Genomic DNA, 15,438 nt, shown 5'->3' with positions numbered 1-15,438 from the left:
CCTCAGAAATTGAGAGCCTCGCGGAGCGCTGGGCCTGCCCTGACGCGCAGATCGAGATCAGCCTCGATGTGGTCGATGTGGTGCAGCATCAAGCGGCTCACCAGCCCGGAGTCGCGGCTTTCCAGCGCACCGACAATACCCGTGTGCTCCGTGTGGCCGCAGGCCGATACGCCAGACCGTCCGTAAAGCGCAATGACAAGCGACGAGCGCGCAACCAGTTCCTCCATGAAGCGCTGCAGGATGGCATTGCCGGCGACCGAGGCGAGCAACAGATGGAAATCGCCGGACGCCTTGATTTCGGAACGCCGCGCCGTCGGACCGCGCTCGGCGATGAAGCGGCCCTCCTCGTCGAGTTGCGCCCTGAAGGCGACAATATCGGCTGATGTGACCCGCTCGCAGGCGGCAGTGGCAATGCCCGGCTCGATCAGCCGGCGCGAGGCGAACACCTGGCGCGCTTCCTCGGGCGATGGATTGGCAACGAAGGCGCCTCGATTGCGCTCGGTTCGCACCAGCCCTTCGAAAGACAGCATCTGCAGCGCCGCGCGAGCGACGGTGCGCGACACGTCGAACAGCGTGCCGACCTCGCCTTCCGACAGCTTGGTGCCCGGCGCCAGCCTCCGGTCGACTATGGCGTCGCGCAGACTGTCGCGAATCGCCTGGGCGCGATCCTGGTTGGCGCTGTCGGCGGCGGAATAGACCTGATCGGTGATGTTCATGGCGATGATGGTTCCCGCCCTCTTCTAACGCGAGTCCTCGCTCGTGCACGAGAGGCAAAGTGAACACGAAGTCGAAAAAGATTGCATACGATTTTTGTGCAGATCGCGCGCGATAGCTCATAATTTGTGCAATGCACAAAGTAGCCTCGAAGGTAGGCAGCCGGCAAGAAGCCTGATTTCTTTAAACGATTCAAACGCTTGGCCCCACATCCCCAGATTGGCACGCATGATGCTTTGGTTAATGCACCAAACGGGGAAGCCTGAATGTCCAAAGCCGCCGAGATCGACATCGTGTCCGTTTCGAAAGTCTATGGAACGACGACCGCCGTCGAGGACATCAGCCTGAAGATACCGGCGGGCACCTATTGCTGCCTGCTCGGCCCTTCCGGCTGCGGCAAGACCTCGACGCTGCGCATGATCGCCGGTCACGAAAGCATCTCGTCAGGCGACGTACGGCTCGGCAACATTGTTGTCACCGACCTGCCGCCGGCAAAACGCGGCACGGCAATGATGTTCCAATCCTACGCCTTGTTCCCGCATCTGGATCTCGTCGACAATGTCGCTTTCAGCCTGAAGATGAAGGGCGTCGACAAGGAACAGCGCCGTGCCAAGGCGCTCGACATGCTGAAGCTGATGCAGATGGAGGCCTATGCGACGCGCCGGCCCGCGCAGCTTTCCGGCGGCCAGCAGCAGCGCGTGGCGCTCGCCCGGGCTTTGATCACCGATCCGGAAGCGCTGCTGCTCGACGAGCCGCTGTCGGCGCTCGACCCGTTCCTGAAGATCCGCATGCGCGCCGAGCTAAAGAAACTGCAGACCTCGCTCGGCATCACCTTCGTCCACGTCACCCACAGCCAGGAGGAGGCCATGGCCTTGGCGGACCTGATCGTGGTGATGAATGAGGGCCGTATCGAACAGGCGGCGCCTCCGCGCGACGTCTTCGAACGGCCGGCCACGGCCTTCGTCGCGCGCTTCATGGGCGACCACAATGTCATGTCCGGCCGGGTCACCGGCGAGCATGACGGCATGGTCGTCTTCGACGTCAATGGCGGCGGCTCGCTCGCCGCCTGCGGTCACGGTCGAGAGCCGGGCGCGCCGATCGATATCGCCATCCGCACCGATCATGTGCGCATCGGCGACGCGCCTGCGCCCGGCCTCGGCTTCACCGGCATCGTTTCCAACGTCGAATATCGCGGCCATTCGGTAAAGTTGTCGGTCAACGGCGCCGGCATCGATGACTTCACGGTGATCGTCGACGATTCGGATTTCTTCGCAAAGCCTGTCGCCGTCGGCGACGCCGTGCCGCTCGCCTGGGACCGGCAGGACGCGGTCGTTCTTGGCCGTCTCAATTGATGACCGCCTTCATTCAACACTCAATGACCAAACCAAAACAAGACAGGGGAATGAACATGACAAAGACGACTGAAACAAAACCGGGAATTTCGCGCCGCTCGCTGCTGAAGACGGGGGCTGCTGCCGTCGGCTTCGCCGCCGGTTCCGGCGTCATCACAGGCTTTCCGACCATCTGGGCGCAGTCCAACATCACGCTACGCCAGTTCGGTACCGGCGTGTCGAACCTCAATGCCATCGCCGACAAGTGCAAGGCCGATCTCGGCATCACGCTGGAGATGACCGCGACCGATTCCGATGCCGCCGCCCAGCGCGCCGTGACCCAGCCCGACAGCTACGACATCGCCGACATCGAATACTGGATCTGCAAGAAGGTGTTCCCGAGCGGCGTGCTGCAGCCGATGGATGTCAGCAAGCTGAAATATTACGACGAACTGGTGCCGCTGTTCAAGACCGGCAAGCTGACGCCCGACAGCGTCATTGCCCAAGGCACGGCGCCGCACACGGTCGGCTTCGTCGAGGCGCAAGACAGCAAGACCTTCGCCAAGGCACCGACCAACTGGTTCACCATGGTGCCGACCATCTACAACGCCGACACGCTGGGCATCCGCCCCGACCTCGTTGGCCGCGACATCACCACCTGGGCCGACATCATGGACCCGGCCTTCAAGGGCAAGACCGCGATCCTCAACATCCCGTCCATCGGCATCATGGACGCTGCGATGATCATGGAAGCTACCGGCAACATCAAATATGCCGACAAGGGTAACATGACCAAGGACGAGATCGACAAGACGATCGACTTCCTGATCAAGGCCAAGCAAGCCGGCCAGTTCCGCGCCTTCTGGAAATCCTTCGACGAGAGCGTCAATCTGATGGCGTCGGGCGAGGTGGTGATCCAATCCATGTGGTCGCCGGCGGTGGCCGCCGTGCGCTCCAAGGGCATTCCCTGCCGCTTCCAGCCGCTCAAGGAAGGCTACCGCTCATGGGGCGGCGGCCTTGGCCTCGCCGCCCATCTCAAGGGCGCCGAGCTCGACGCCGCCTATGAATACATCAACTGGTACACGTCCGGCTGGGTCGGCGGCTATCTCAACCGCCAGGGCTACTACTCGGCCAACATGGTCTCGGCCAAGAAGTTCATGTCCGAGGACGAGTGGGGCTACTGGATCGAAGGCAAGCCGGCCAAGGGCGAGATCAAGGCGCCCGACGGCACCGTCATGGAAAAGGCCGGCGCCGTGCGTGACGGCGGCTCCTTCGAAGAGCGCATGGGCAAGGTCGCCTGCTGGAACTCGGTCATGGACGAGGATCGCTACATGGTGAAGCGCTGGAACGAGTTCATCGCGGCGTAAAGGGAACAAGCGCCCTCCTCTACCCCTTCTCCCTGGCTGGAGAAGGGGAACGCGGCCCGGCCGTATCGCCAAACCCGAGAGCATTGATGACAGTCGCGCTCGAACGCCCCGCAATCGCCGCCGCGAAACCAGCCCGACGACGCCGGTTCTCCATCGGCGCCGTCGCGCCCTATCTGCAGTCGGCACCTCTGGCGCTGATCCTCGGCGCGTTCTTGCTGCTGCCCATCATCATGATCGTCGTCGTGTCGTTCTGGGACTACGACTTCGCCACAATGTACCCGGACTTTCTCACCACCAATTATTCCGACGTTCTCGGCTCCGGGGTCACCTGGAAAACCTATCTCAACACCATCAAATTCGCATTCATCGTCTGGGGGCTGACCCTGTTCATCGGCTTCTGGGTCGCTTATTTCCTCGCCTTCCACATTCGAACGACCGCCATGCAGATGGTGCTGTTCCTGGTCTGCACGGTGCCGTTCCTGACCTCGAACATCATTCGCATGATCTCGTGGATACCAGTGCTCGGCCGCAACGGGCTGATCAACTCGACGCTCGTGCATCTCGGGCTGGTGCCGAAGCCCATCGAATGGCTGCTCTATTCGGAATTCGCGGTCGTGCTGGCCATGGTCCACCTCTACACGCTGTTCATGGTGACGCCGATCTTCAACACGCTGATGCGCATCGACCGTTCGCTGGTCGAGGCCGCGCGCGATGCCGGCGCTTCGGGCTGGCAAGTGCTGTGGAACGTCATCATCCCGCTGGCCAAACCCGGCATGGCGATCGGCACCATCTTCGTCGTCACCCTGGCAATGGCCGATTTCTCCACCGTGCAGGTGATGTCGGGCGGCCAGAGCGCATCCGTCGCGCTGATGATGAAGAACCAGATGTCGCTGCTGCAATATCCAGCCGCCGCCGCCAACGCCGTGGTGCTGCTGGTGCTGGTGCTCTTGATGGTCGCCGGCATCCTGCGCATCGTCGACATCCGCAGGGAACTGTGACGTGAACCACGAAAAACGCACTCTTGAATTCTACGCGCTGGCGGTGTTCTTCGCGCTGTTCGTGCTGTTCCTCTACGGCCCGCTGTCGGCGATCCTGATTCTCTCCTTCCAGGGCGCGACCGGCGGCCTCACCTTTCCGCTCAACGGCGTATCACTGCACTGGTTCGCCAATCTGTTCGAGCGTCAGGCGGTCGGCGATTTCGGCGGCAGCTTCAAGCGCTCGCTGGTTCTCGGCCTTATGGTGATGATCGTCACTGTCGTCGTCTCGCTGCTGGCCGGGCTGGCCTTCCGCCAGAAATTTCGCGGCGCCACCGCTTTGTTCTACCTGGCGGTCGCCAGCCTTGTGGTACCCTCGATCATCATTTCGCTGGGCATCGGCGTCGTCTTTCAGCAGATCGGCTTCCGACCAGCCTGGTATACGTCAGCCTTCGGCGCGCATTTGACCTGGACCTTGCCGTTCGGCGTGCTCATCATGTTCGCCGTCTTCAACCGCTTCTCGCCTGCCTATGAGGAAGCCGCTCGCGACCTTGGCGCCTCGTCCTGGCAGACCTTCGCCCATGTCGTGCTGCCGATGATCGCGCCAAGCCTGATCGGCGTAGGCCTGTTCGGCTTCACGCTGTCCTACGATGAGTTCGCCCGCACACTGATGACCTCGGGAACCTTCAACACACTGCCACTCGAGATCTACGGCATGACCACCAATGTCACCACGCCGGTGCTCTACGCGCTGGGCACGGTGACCACCGTGTTTTCCTTCCTGGTGATCGTCGCAACGTTAGGCGCCATCCTCTATGTCGGCCGCCGCCGGACCAGGGCGTGATCGTGCGGATACTGGTGGTAAATCCCAACACGACGGCGAGCATGACCGAGACGATCGCGGCCGCCGCGCGCAGTGTCGCCGGTGTCTGGACCGAAATCGTCGCCGTCACGTCGTCCATGGGGCCGGCCTCGATCGAAGGTTATTATGACGAGGCACTGGCGGTGCCCGGCCTGCTAATGGAAATCGCCGCCGGCGAACGTGCCGGGGCGCAGGCCGCGATCATTGCCTGCTTCGACGATACCGGGCTTGATGCCGCCAGGGCCATGGCCGCCATTCCCGTCATCGGCATTTGCGAGGCAGCACTCAGCATGGCCTGCTTCATTGCCCAGCGCTTCACTGTCGTAACCACTACCGAACGCTCGCGTGTGCCTGTCGAGGGGTTGGTGCAACGCTATGGCATGTCGGGTCGGGCGCGCGTGCGAGCCGCCGATATTCCGGTGCTGGCACTCGAGGACCCGGCATCGGGGGCAGTCGGCAAGCTGCGCGATGAGATCGCCCGGGCCGTGGAGGAGGATCGCGCCGAGGCCATCGTGCTTGGCTGCGCCGGCATGGCGGATCTTGCCCACAGGTTGCAGAGCGAGTTCGGTCTGCCTGTCGTTGACGGCGTCGGAGCCGCTTTGAAGCAAGCCGAGGCCCTGGTGGCTCTTGGCCTCGCGACATCGAAGCGCGGTGCTTATGCGACCCCGCTCGCCAAACCCTATCGTGGTATGCTGAAATCGTTCTCTCCAGGAGCAGTCGCTGCCGAGTAAGCACCATGAAACCGATCACCCGCCCGCTGTCGCTGGGAGAATTGGCTGACCTCATCGACTGGGCGGCCGCGGAGGGCTGGAACCCTGGCGTTGACGATGCGGCGATGTTTCAGGCAGCGGATCCCATGGGTTTCATCGGCGCCTTTGCCGGCGGCGAAATGGTCGCCGGGATCTCGGCCGTGGCCTATGGGCACGATTTTGGTTTCGTCGGTCTCTACATCTGCCGGCCGGATATGCGCGGCAAGGGTTACGGCAAGGCGGCATGGACCGCGGGCATGAACAGGCTGGCCGGGCGCACCATCGGGCTCGATGGCGTCGAAGAGCAACGAGCCAACTACGAGAGCAAAGGGTTCAGGCCGCTCTACGAGACCATCCGTTACAGCGGGCGCCCTGCGGCCCTGACCATCGGCGCCAAACGGCCTCGCATGGTGACCGCGCAATTGGTGCCCGACATCATGAGATATGACGCGCTCTGCTTTCCCGCCTCCCGCCATTCTTTCCTGCAGCGATGGCTGCTGCCGCCGCACCGCGCGGTGGCAGCGATCGGGCCACGGGGAACGGCCGGCTACGCGGTAGCGCGATCCTGCCGCAGCGGCTTCAAGATCGGCCCGCTCTTCGCCGACGACATGCAGACCGCACTGGGATTGCTCGAAGACCTGGCAGGCGCCTGCGAAGGAGGCGACCTTCACATCGACGTTCCGGCCAGCAAGGTGGACTTCATCGCGGCGCTGGTGGCGGCAGGCTTCTCACCGACCTTCACCACCACGCGCATGTACAAAGGCCCGCCGCCGAGGCTTGACGCCAACAGGATATTCGGCGTGACGACGCTGGAACTGGGATAGGCCAGGCGTGCCTTTGAGCGGCGGCTCTTTCAGGCTGCTGAACGCCGCCCTGGCACCGGATTGCCTGGCGGCTCGTGGCCGAGCGGCGTCACCAGCGTCAGGTCGGGATAGCCGCTCTCGATCAGCTTGACCGCGGCCTGCGTCACCTCGTCGTCGGCCTCCAGCATCGACAGGAACACCTCGGTGGCCTCCCCGCCCAGACGGCTGATGCCTTGCGCATCGGCCGGCCCGCACTCGACCACCACCAGATCATAGGCTGTCGTCAGCGACTGCATGATGATCGGCAGCCGGTCGGCGGCACGCATGGCACGCACCGGATCGGCGGTGCCCACCGGGATGACATGGCAGTCGGAATAGAGGTCGGCATGGATCACGTCGCTGAACTGCGCCTGCGACGCCAGCAGATTGGTGATGCCGGGGAAAAGCCCGCTGTCCAGCATCGGCCGCGAGGCAGCCCCCGAGGCCGTGAGGTCGAGCAGCAGGACGCGCAGGCCGGCATCGGAAACCTCGCGCGCCACCAGGATCGCCGACGCCGCCGCTTCGTCGCCCTCGGGAGAAACGAATATGGCGCGCGCCGCCCCGCTGGCGATCAGCTTCTCGGCGGCCTTCTCGACGTCGATCTCGCCGAGCACGGAGCGCGGTCGCCGAACCTCCACGACGGGTTCAGGCTCGGCCATAGGTTCAGGTTTGGCCACGGGTTCAGGTTTCGCCAAGGATTCAGGCTCGGCGGCAGGCTCCGCTTTGGCGACAGGCTCGACCTCGGCGGCAGGTTGCGGCTGCGCCGGTGTTTGCGCGACCGTTTCGGGCCGTGATGCCTCGGAGGCGCGATTGGCGAATTCGTCGGCGATCGCCGGCTCCAGGCGGTTGGATGGCTCCTGATAAGCGGCTGGCGACATTGCCACCTCGTCGATCGGTTCAAGCCGCGCGCCGCTTGCCGGGCGCATGGCGCGGCCCGAGAAAAGTTCCCGCAGCAGCGTGAACACCGCCGCCAGCAGAAGGGAAGCCGCCGCGGCAGCGCCGACGATCGGCCCGACCTTGGGGAAGTACGGTTCGGAGGGGACCGAGGCCGGCGAGGCGATGCGAGCGTCGACCGGAACATAGTTGCGATCCTGACGCGACGCCGCCTCGCGATAATTGGTCAGGTAAAGTTCGAGTTGCTGGCGCTTGGCGGCGGCATCGCGCTGCAGCGCGTCGAGACCGACCTGCTGTTCGCCGGCCTGTGCCGAAGCAGCCTTGAGCGTGTTGACGTCGGCGACGAGTTGGTTTTCGCGCGACTTGGCGGCATCGGCCTGCATCGCCAGGCCCTTCATGATCTTCTGGGCTTCGCTGCGGATCTGCGCATCGAGATCGGCCAGTTGTGATTTGGCCGCGCGAATACGTGGATGATTGTCGAGCAGCGTCGTCGACAGATCGGCGATGTTAGCGCGCAGTTCGACCTGCCGTTCCCGCAAACGCTGGATCAGATCGGAAGACAGCACTTCCGGCAGTGAATCCAGCGATCCGCCATTTTGCAGTGCCTTGCGCACGCTCTCGGCCGTGCCTTCGGCCGCGGCGCGGTTGGCTCGCACCCGCGACAACTCGGTCGACAACTCGGCCAATTGCTGAGTGGCCAAGGTGGAATTGTTACCGCCCATCAGGAGGTCCGACTGGGCGCGGTAAGCCGCGACCTTGGCTTCGGCATCCCTGACCTGCTTGGACAGGTCGGCGATCTCGGGTGCCAGGAAGTCCGCGGCGGCGGTGTTCGATTCGCTCTTGGCCGCGCCCTGCCCCGCAATATAAGCCGCGGCAATGGCATCCGGGATGGCGGCGGCAAGCTTCGGATCCTCCGAAGAGAACTCGATGGCAATGATGCGAGTCTTTTCAACGCCGTAGACGTTGAGCTTCTCGCGCATTTTCTTCAGCACGCGTTCGTCGGCCGGAACATCCATCGGGTCGTTCTTCAGGCCAAGCAGGATCAGCACACGGCTCAGGGACGACATGTTGATCGTCTCGTCGAACTCAGACAATCGCGACAGGCCGAGTTTCTGGGCGACCTGCTTGAGGATTTCGTTGGACGAAATTATCTGGACCTGGGTGGCAACGCCCTGCTCATCGAGGATCGGCTTGTCGCTGTCCGGGTTGCTGCTGGCGGGCCGCGTATAGACGGATTCTCGCGGGGCGATCTCCACCTGCGTCTGGGCCTTGTAGTGTCGGGTCGCGAACGACGCGGCCGCGAAGGCAAGTCCCGTCACCACGAGAACGAAGACCAGAATCCGCAGCCAGTTCCGCCCCAGGCTGGCGAAGAGCTGCCTGAGATCAACGTCGACGTCTGCGGCCGCGGACTGAACGGACATGCATCCCTACTCCGAAACTGGGTCGGGACGCACCGTAAACAACTATGGTAACTCAGCCGTTAAGATCACGGTAAGCTTCCATTAGGGTTTACTGGCGGGCGATCGAAAAAATCGATAAAATCGCAAAACCTGCCCGTAAGAACGGCTATCGGCGCACTCCTTTACCGGCCATTAACCCTAACAGGATGATAACGGACCCGATCCCAGATGTTTGCTGCGACGCCGCAGCGGCCAGTCGAAGGTACCTGTCCGGTCATGAAAAGCACTGCTTCCCTCTTTCGCGCACTGCTTGCCGTGTCGATGCTCGCGGGCTGCTCCAGCTATCGGCCGACGCCGGCCGCCTTTCACGAGGTCCTCGACCAGCCGTATCGTCTCGGCGCCGGCGACCGTGTTCGCGTCACCGTGTTCGAGCAGGAGGGCCTGACCAATAGCTATAGCGTCGACCAGTCCGGCTACATCTCCTTCCCACTGGTCGGCGCCATTCCGGCACGTGGCCACACCGCGCAGCAGATGGAAAAGGAGATCGCCGACAAACTGCGGCAGGGCTATCTGCGCGACCCCGATGTCTCGGTCGAGATCGATCGTTACCGTCCGATCTTCGTCATGGGCGAAGTGGGCGCCGCCGGCCAGTATTCCTATGTGCCCGGCCTGACTGTGCAGAAGGCCATCGCCATCGCCGGCGGCTTCACGCCACGTGCCAACCAGGAGAGCGTCGACATCACCCGCGACATCAACGGCAAGGTGATAACCGGCCGCGTGGTCACTTCCGATCCGCTGCTGCCGGGAGATACCGTCTACGTCCGCGAACGCCTGTTCTGAACAGACACCTCGTGGCGGGCAAGCTCAGGATCGTCCACTGCTTTCGCTCACCCGTCGGAGGAATTTTCCGGCACGTGCGCGACCTGACGGAAGCGCAGGTCGCCGCCGGCCACATGGTCGGCATCGTTTGCGACTCCACCACCGGCGGCGAACTCGAGGAGCGCCTGTTCGAGCAGATGAAGGGCACGCTGGCGCTCGGCATCCATCGCACGCCAATGCAGCGCCATGTCGGCCCGGGCGACGTGACCTCGGCGCGGCGCACCTACAGGATCATCAAGGAATTGCGGCCGGACGTGCTGCACGGGCACGGCGCCAAGGGTGGCGTCTATGCCCGTCTGTTCGGCTCATTGTTGCGGGTATCAAGGTCTCGCGTAGCCCGCCTCTATTCGCCGCATGGCGGCTCTCTCCACTATGACGAGAACACAGCCACCGGAAAGCTGTTCTTCGCGCTCGAGTATCTCATGGCGCGCTTCACCGACAGCCTGCTGTTCGTCTCCGACTACGAGCGGCGGACCTATCGCAGGAAGGTAGGCGAGCCGCCGATCCCGAACACGCTGGTCTACAATGGACTTCGCGCCACCGAATTCGAGACGGTGACCGCCGGGTCCGATGCGGCTGATTTCCTCTATATCGGCATGATGCGGGACCTCAAGGGCCCAGATATCTTCATCGATGCGCTGGCCGCCGTCGCTTCCCGGCTTGGCCGTGCACCGAGTGCGGTGATGGTCGGCGATGGCGACGACCTGCCCCGCTACCACGAGCAGGTGAAGCGCCTGGGGCTTGAAGGCAATGTCCGCTTCCTGCCGCCTATGCCGGCCCGGGAGGCCTTTATCCTTGCGGCGCTCGTCGTCGTTCCCTCGCGTGCCGAGGCCATGCCCTATACCGTGCTGGAGGCACTTGCCGCGGCAAGACCAATGATTGCGACCTCGGTCGGCGGCATACCGGAGATTTTCGGTTCAGGCTCCCCCGCCCTGATCCGGCCGGATCCGGCCGAACTCGCCGATAAGATGAGCCAGGCACTGGGCGACCTCGCCGCCTATCGCAAATTGATGCCCGATGAATCCACGCTCAGGGCGCGCTTCGGCGCCGACGTCATGGCCGCCGAAATCGAGAAGGCGTATTTCGCGGCGCTGGCAAACTAGTCCCAAGCTCTTCCAAAGCCATGGGTTGTTTCAAGGGTTTCTTAGCTCTCTTTTGCTAATCACCCTGGGGAAGCTTGCGGACTGTTCCATGAACGAGATCGACCCCGCGCACCGCTTTTCATCAGAAGCGGTCCGTAAATTCGACGGCCCTGCCGAAGGCGACAAGCCCGGCGGCATGAACGACGTTGCCCGACAGGTCGCGTCGCAATACCGGCGCGATACAATGTCGCCGATCATGGTCAGCGGCGTGCTGCGCATGGTCGAATTCGCGGTGCTGCTGGTCTCGGGGCTTTGCGTCTATTTCTACTATGTCGGATTCTTCAATTACCTGGCCTGGCAATATCCGCTGACGATCGCCGCCGCGTCGTTCCTCGCCGTGGTGCTGCTCGATGTCACGGATTGCTACCAGGTCGTATCCCTGATGCGGCCGATCGCCAATTTCGGGCGCATCCTGCTGGTCTGGGCCGGGACCTTCGCCCTGATGGCGTTGACGGCATTCGTCATGAAGATGTCGCAAGACTATTCGCGCCTGCTGTTCGGCACCTGGTTCGTCGTTGCCTTTGTCTGCCTCTTCGGCCTCAGGCTGGTGATGTCGAAGCTGATCCGGCGCTGGGCGCGCGATGGCAGCATGGAACGGCGCGCCGTCATCGTCGGTGGCGGCAAGGCGGCGGAAGTGCTCATCCGCTCGGTGGAAAAGCAGCCTTACAATGACATCCGCATCTGCGGCATCTTCGATGACCGCAACGACAAGCGTTCGCCAGCCCTCGTCGCCGGCTATCCCAAGCTCGGCACCATTTCGGAACTGATCGAATTCGCCCGCATCGCCCGCATCGACATGCTGATCGTGTCGTTGCCGCTGACCGCCGAGTCGCGCGTGCTGCAATTGCTGAAGAAACTGTGGGTGCTGCCGGTCGACATCCGGCTGTCGGCGCATTCCAATGCGCTGCAGTTCCGTCCGCGCGCCTATTCCTACATCGGCTCGGTGCCGATGCTCGATATCTTCGACAAGCCGATCAACGATTGGGATTCGGTCGCCAAGCGCGCCTTCGACATCATCTTCAGCCTCATCGGCATCATCGCGTTCTCGCCCTTTATGCTGGCCACCGCCATCGCCATCAAGCTCGACAGCAAGGGACCGGTGCTGTTCAAGCAGAAGCGGCACGGCTTCAACAACGAGGTGATCGAAGTCTACAAATTCCGCTCTATGTACACCGACAGGTCGGACCCGACCGCCAAGCAGACGGTGACCAAGAACGATCCGCGCGTCACCCGTGTCGGCCGCTTCATCCGCAAGACCTCGATCGACGAGCTGCCGCAATTCTTCAACTCGCTGCTCGGCTCGCTCTCGCTCATCGGTCCGCGTCCGCACGCCATAGCAGCGCAGTCGCACAATTTGCTCTACAACGAAGTGGTCGATGGCTATTTCGCGCGCCACAAGGTCAAGCCAGGGGTCACCGGCTGGGCGCAGATCAATGGCTGGCGCGGCGAGATGGACACCAATGAAAAGATCCGCATGCGGACGGAGTATGACCTCTATTACATCGAGAACTGGTCGCTGCTGTTCGATCTGCGGATTCTGTTCCTGACGCCGATCCGGCTGCTCAATACGGAAAACGCCTATTGAGCGCGATCAGCCATGATCTGCCGCGCGCGGCGATCAACGCCAAGCTGATCACGCTGATTTCCTCGAGCGCGGTCGTGCTCGGCATTCTTCTGTCGGGCTTCGTCATCAGCGAGCCGGCGCCTTACGAAATTTACATGGCCGCGCTTATCGCCATCTGGGCCCTGTTCGGCCTGCGGATTTCGCGCGCGGCCATGCCGCTGCTGGTGCTGCTGGTGACCATGAACATCGGCGGCATGATCTCCATGACGCAGATGGCGGACCTCGCCTATACGCCGCTCTATCTCGCCGTGTCGCTGTTTCTCGCCTTCAGCGCGGTGTTCTTCGCATCGGTCACCGCAACGCAGCCGAACCTCTACCGGCTGATCTTCAATGCCTATGTCGTCTCGGCCGTGGCCACGTCGCTGCTTGGCATAGCAGGCTATTTCCACGCCTTCCCCGGCACGGAAATGTTCACCAAATACGACCGCGCCGCCGGTGCCTTCCAGGACCCGAACGTGTTCGGGCCGTTCCTGGTGCTGCCCGGCATCTACCTGCTCTATCTGCTGTTGACCGGACCGGTCACGCGCATGCCGCTGCTGGCCGTGCCGCTGCTGATCATCAGCGCCGGTATTTTCTTCTCGTTCTCGCGCGGCGCCTGGGGCATGTTCGCGGTCTCGGCCATCCTGCTCACCGGCTGCCTGTTCCTGCAGAGCGCCAGCGGCATGTTCCGGCTGCGCGTGGTAATCATGACCATCGCCGCCCTGTCGCTGCTTGCCGTCGCCATCATCGTCATATTGCAATTGCCTGGGGTGGCGGAGATGTTTTCCAGCCGCGCCCACCTCGAACAGAGCTACGACACCGCCCGCCTCGGCCGCTTCGCGCGCTACTCGATCGGTTTCCAGATGGCCATGGAGCACCCGTTCGGCATCGGGCCGCTGGTCTTCGGCACGATCTACGGCGAGGACACACACGACATCTGGCTGAAAATGCTGATGGATTATGGCTGGCTCGGCTTCGTCTCGTTCCTGACGCTGGTCGTCTGGACGATATCGGCCGGATTCCGCATCCTGCTGCGCGACCGGCCGTGGCAGCCCTACCTGCTGTGCGCCTACGTCGCCTTTATCGGCAATATCGGGCTCGGCACCTTCATCGACATCGACCACTGGCGCCACATGTACCTGCTGCTCGGCTTGATCTGGGGCGCCATCGCCCTGGAATACCGCCACCAGCGGCTGTTGAGGCCGGTCTTGCCGGCCTCATTCAAACCAGCGATCGCGGCAAGATAATTATCGCGGAAATCGGTTGACCCGAGCCGGGTTATCACGATACATCGCGACCGGTCCGGAGTGTAGCGCAGCCCGGTAGCGCACTTGACTGGGGGTCAAGGGGTCGTCGGTTCGAATCCGGCCACTCCGACCATTACGAAGCAGGACTTGCCCCCAAAAGTCCGCCCTGCCGCATCACCTAATTCTCGAATTGCCCGTTTTGCCCAGCTCAGCTCCTGATTGGATCCGGCGCTAACCTTGGCACACATCCACCCATTGCGCGCCAGTAAGCTCAACCATGCGCTGCGGTGCAACGCGCACCGCAGCGTTGGTGGCGCCGGCGGCGGGTACCACCTCGACGAATTCACGCAGCGAGACGTCGCAATAGACCGGCAGCGGTGACGGCAGGCCGAACGGACAGACACCGCCCACCGGATGGCTCGTGGCAGCGACAACCTCTTGCGCGTCCAGCATGCGCGGTTTGCCGCCGAACTGGTCCTTGAACTTGCGGTTGTCCAGCCTGGCGATGCCGCTGGTCACGACCAGCATGGTGCGCTCGCCGACGCGAAGGCAGATGGTCTTGGCGATCTGCGCCGGCAACACGCCATGCGCCTCCGCCGCCAGCGTCACCGTCGCCGAACTTGCTTGCGTGACAATGACCTCGATGTCAGGCGCGTGAGCAGCAAAGAAGGCACCAACGGAATCCAGGCTCATATCGAAAAACTCACGGTTCCCGCTGCATGGCAGATGCGATCGGCGCGGATTTGGATGTCGCACCTATAAACACGTGCGATTTGCAGATCGGCAAGCCCGGCCTGCCGGAGAATGCCGGCATCAACAAGAAACCCGCCAAGCGGGCTTGGCGGGTTTCTTGGGCATGCCTGCCGCCGACCTATGCCTGGGGCCGGCCTTGTGCGGCCAGTGTCGGTGCGGAAGCAATGGGAGCGTCCTGGGGCAGACGAAGCGCGGACGCAATACGACGCAGCTTCGCCGGGTCGGCCGTTCGGCCGCTCTCGATGTCCTCGATCTCGTCGACTGAGAGGCCGCAGGTCAGGGAAAGCGCTTCGAGGCTGTATCCGCGCGTTTCCCGCATTGCCCTGAGGGTATTGTAATCGGGCCCGATCTCGTTGGCTAATGGTTCGGAGAGGGCGTGGCTTTTTGCATTGTTGGGCATTGGCAACTCCGTTGGCTGAAAGCGTTTGATCAAAATGGGATGTTGCCTGAGACGAGCAGGAAGATGCCCTCTCGCCGGCGATTTGCCAAGCGCCAAACCGACCGTCACGGGATCGTGAAGCGGAAGCGGATGTCCATGCGGCTGCCTCGTCCTGTCCCGATCAAGTTGTTTTGAACGCGTGAGCGGCTTTTGCCCGGCAGTTTCGCTCCATCCGGTCGTTATCTCGATGTCGCCGGCGTGAAACCATCCCGTTCCAGCCAGCCTTTCCCAAAAGGATACCC

At 62.9% G+C, this 15,438-nt stretch carries 14 protein-coding genes and 1 tRNA gene; 11 read left to right on the top strand and 4 right to left on the bottom strand.

The features are described 5' to 3' along the window. Positions 1 to 2: 2 nt before the first annotated feature. Positions 3 to 716, bottom strand: a complete 714-nt coding sequence (locus EN861_RS14115) for a GntR family transcriptional regulator (RefSeq protein WP_127869609.1) — start codon at positions 714 to 716, stop codon at positions 3 to 5. Positions 717 to 980: 264 nt separating this feature from the next. Here EN861_RS14115 and EN861_RS14110 point away from each other — a divergent pair, with 264 nt between their 5' ends. The 6 genes from EN861_RS14110 (at position 981) to EN861_RS14085 (ending at position 6,821) form a co-directional block, all read left to right on the top strand. Then, positions 981 to 2,066 carry an ABC transporter ATP-binding protein gene (locus EN861_RS14110; protein ID WP_127869610.1) on the top strand — a complete coding sequence of 362 codons (1,086 nt, stop codon included), beginning with the start codon at positions 981 to 983 and terminating at the stop codon, positions 2,064 to 2,066. A 56-nt stretch (positions 2,067 to 2,122) separates the two neighbouring features. Then, positions 2,123 to 3,412, top strand: a complete 1,290-nt coding sequence (locus tag EN861_RS14105; RefSeq protein ID WP_135864073.1) for a PotD/PotF family extracellular solute-binding protein — start codon at positions 2,123 to 2,125, stop codon at positions 3,410 to 3,412. An 86-nt stretch (positions 3,413 to 3,498) separates the two neighbouring features. Then, a complete protein-coding gene (locus tag EN861_RS14100) occupies positions 3,499 to 4,410 on the top strand; it encodes an ABC transporter permease (RefSeq protein WP_135864071.1) in 912 nt (303 codons plus the stop codon). A gap of 1 nt (position 4,411) precedes the next feature. Next, positions 4,412 to 5,230, top strand: coding sequence for an ABC transporter permease (locus EN861_RS14095; RefSeq protein ID WP_135864069.1), 819 nt, complete (start codon positions 4,412 to 4,414; stop codon positions 5,228 to 5,230). A gap of 2 nt (positions 5,231 to 5,232) precedes the next feature. Continuing rightward, entirely contained in the window at positions 5,233 to 5,979 is a 747-nt protein-coding gene (locus EN861_RS14090) for an aspartate/glutamate racemase family protein (protein WP_189343645.1), read from the top strand. A 5-nt stretch (positions 5,980 to 5,984) separates the two neighbouring features. Continuing rightward, a complete protein-coding gene (locus EN861_RS14085; RefSeq protein ID WP_135864065.1) occupies positions 5,985 to 6,821 on the top strand; it encodes a GNAT family N-acetyltransferase in 837 nt (278 codons plus the stop codon). A gap of 29 nt (positions 6,822 to 6,850) precedes the next feature. Here the strand turns inward: EN861_RS14085 and EN861_RS14080 are convergent, their stop codons facing one another. Beyond that, positions 6,851 to 9,154, bottom strand: a complete 2,304-nt coding sequence (locus EN861_RS14080; protein WP_127869614.1) for a Wzz/FepE/Etk N-terminal domain-containing protein — start codon at positions 9,152 to 9,154, stop codon at positions 6,851 to 6,853. 255 nt (positions 9,155 to 9,409) lie between these two features. Here EN861_RS14080 and EN861_RS14075 point away from each other — a divergent pair, with 255 nt between their 5' ends. The 5 genes from EN861_RS14075 to EN861_RS14055 all read left to right on the top strand — a co-directional run bounded on the left by EN861_RS14075 (position 9,410) and on the right by EN861_RS14055 (position 14,137). After that, complete coding sequence (locus EN861_RS14075) at positions 9,410 to 9,973, top strand: polysaccharide biosynthesis/export family protein (protein WP_127279587.1); 564 nt, start codon at positions 9,410 to 9,412, stop codon at positions 9,971 to 9,973. 11 nt (positions 9,974 to 9,984) lie between these two features. Further along, entirely contained in the window at positions 9,985 to 11,115 is a 1,131-nt protein-coding gene (locus EN861_RS14070) for a glycosyltransferase (protein WP_135864063.1), read from the top strand. An 88-nt stretch (positions 11,116 to 11,203) separates the two neighbouring features. Then, complete coding sequence (locus tag EN861_RS14065; protein WP_135864061.1) at positions 11,204 to 12,739, top strand: undecaprenyl-phosphate glucose phosphotransferase; 1,536 nt, start codon at positions 11,204 to 11,206, stop codon at positions 12,737 to 12,739. Beyond that, a complete protein-coding gene (locus EN861_RS14060; protein ID WP_135864059.1) occupies positions 12,736 to 14,004 on the top strand; it encodes an O-antigen ligase family protein in 1,269 nt (422 codons plus the stop codon). The genes EN861_RS14065 and EN861_RS14060 overlap by 4 nt, the downstream gene beginning before the upstream one ends. A gap of 56 nt (positions 14,005 to 14,060) precedes the next feature. After that, positions 14,061 to 14,137, top strand: a tRNA-Pro gene (locus tag EN861_RS14055). 98 nt (positions 14,138 to 14,235) lie between these two features. Here EN861_RS14055 and EN861_RS14050 read toward each other — a convergent pair. Next, entirely contained in the window at positions 14,236 to 14,697 is a 462-nt protein-coding gene (locus tag EN861_RS14050) for a YbaK/EbsC family protein (protein WP_127869618.1), read from the bottom strand. Between the two features lie 178 nt (positions 14,698 to 14,875). Then, positions 14,876 to 15,157 (bottom strand): helix-turn-helix transcriptional regulator, encoded by a 282-nt coding sequence (locus tag EN861_RS14045; RefSeq protein ID WP_127281021.1) that lies wholly within the window; start codon positions 15,155 to 15,157, stop codon positions 14,876 to 14,878. Between the last annotated feature and the right edge of the window lie 281 nt (positions 15,158 to 15,438).

Origin of the sequence: Mesorhizobium sp. M8A.F.Ca.ET.218.01.1.1 (assembly GCF_004791165.1) — a bacterium.
Classification (GTDB): domain Bacteria; phylum Pseudomonadota; class Alphaproteobacteria; order Rhizobiales; family Rhizobiaceae; genus Mesorhizobium.
This window is presented reverse-complemented; position numbering and strand designations above follow the sequence as displayed.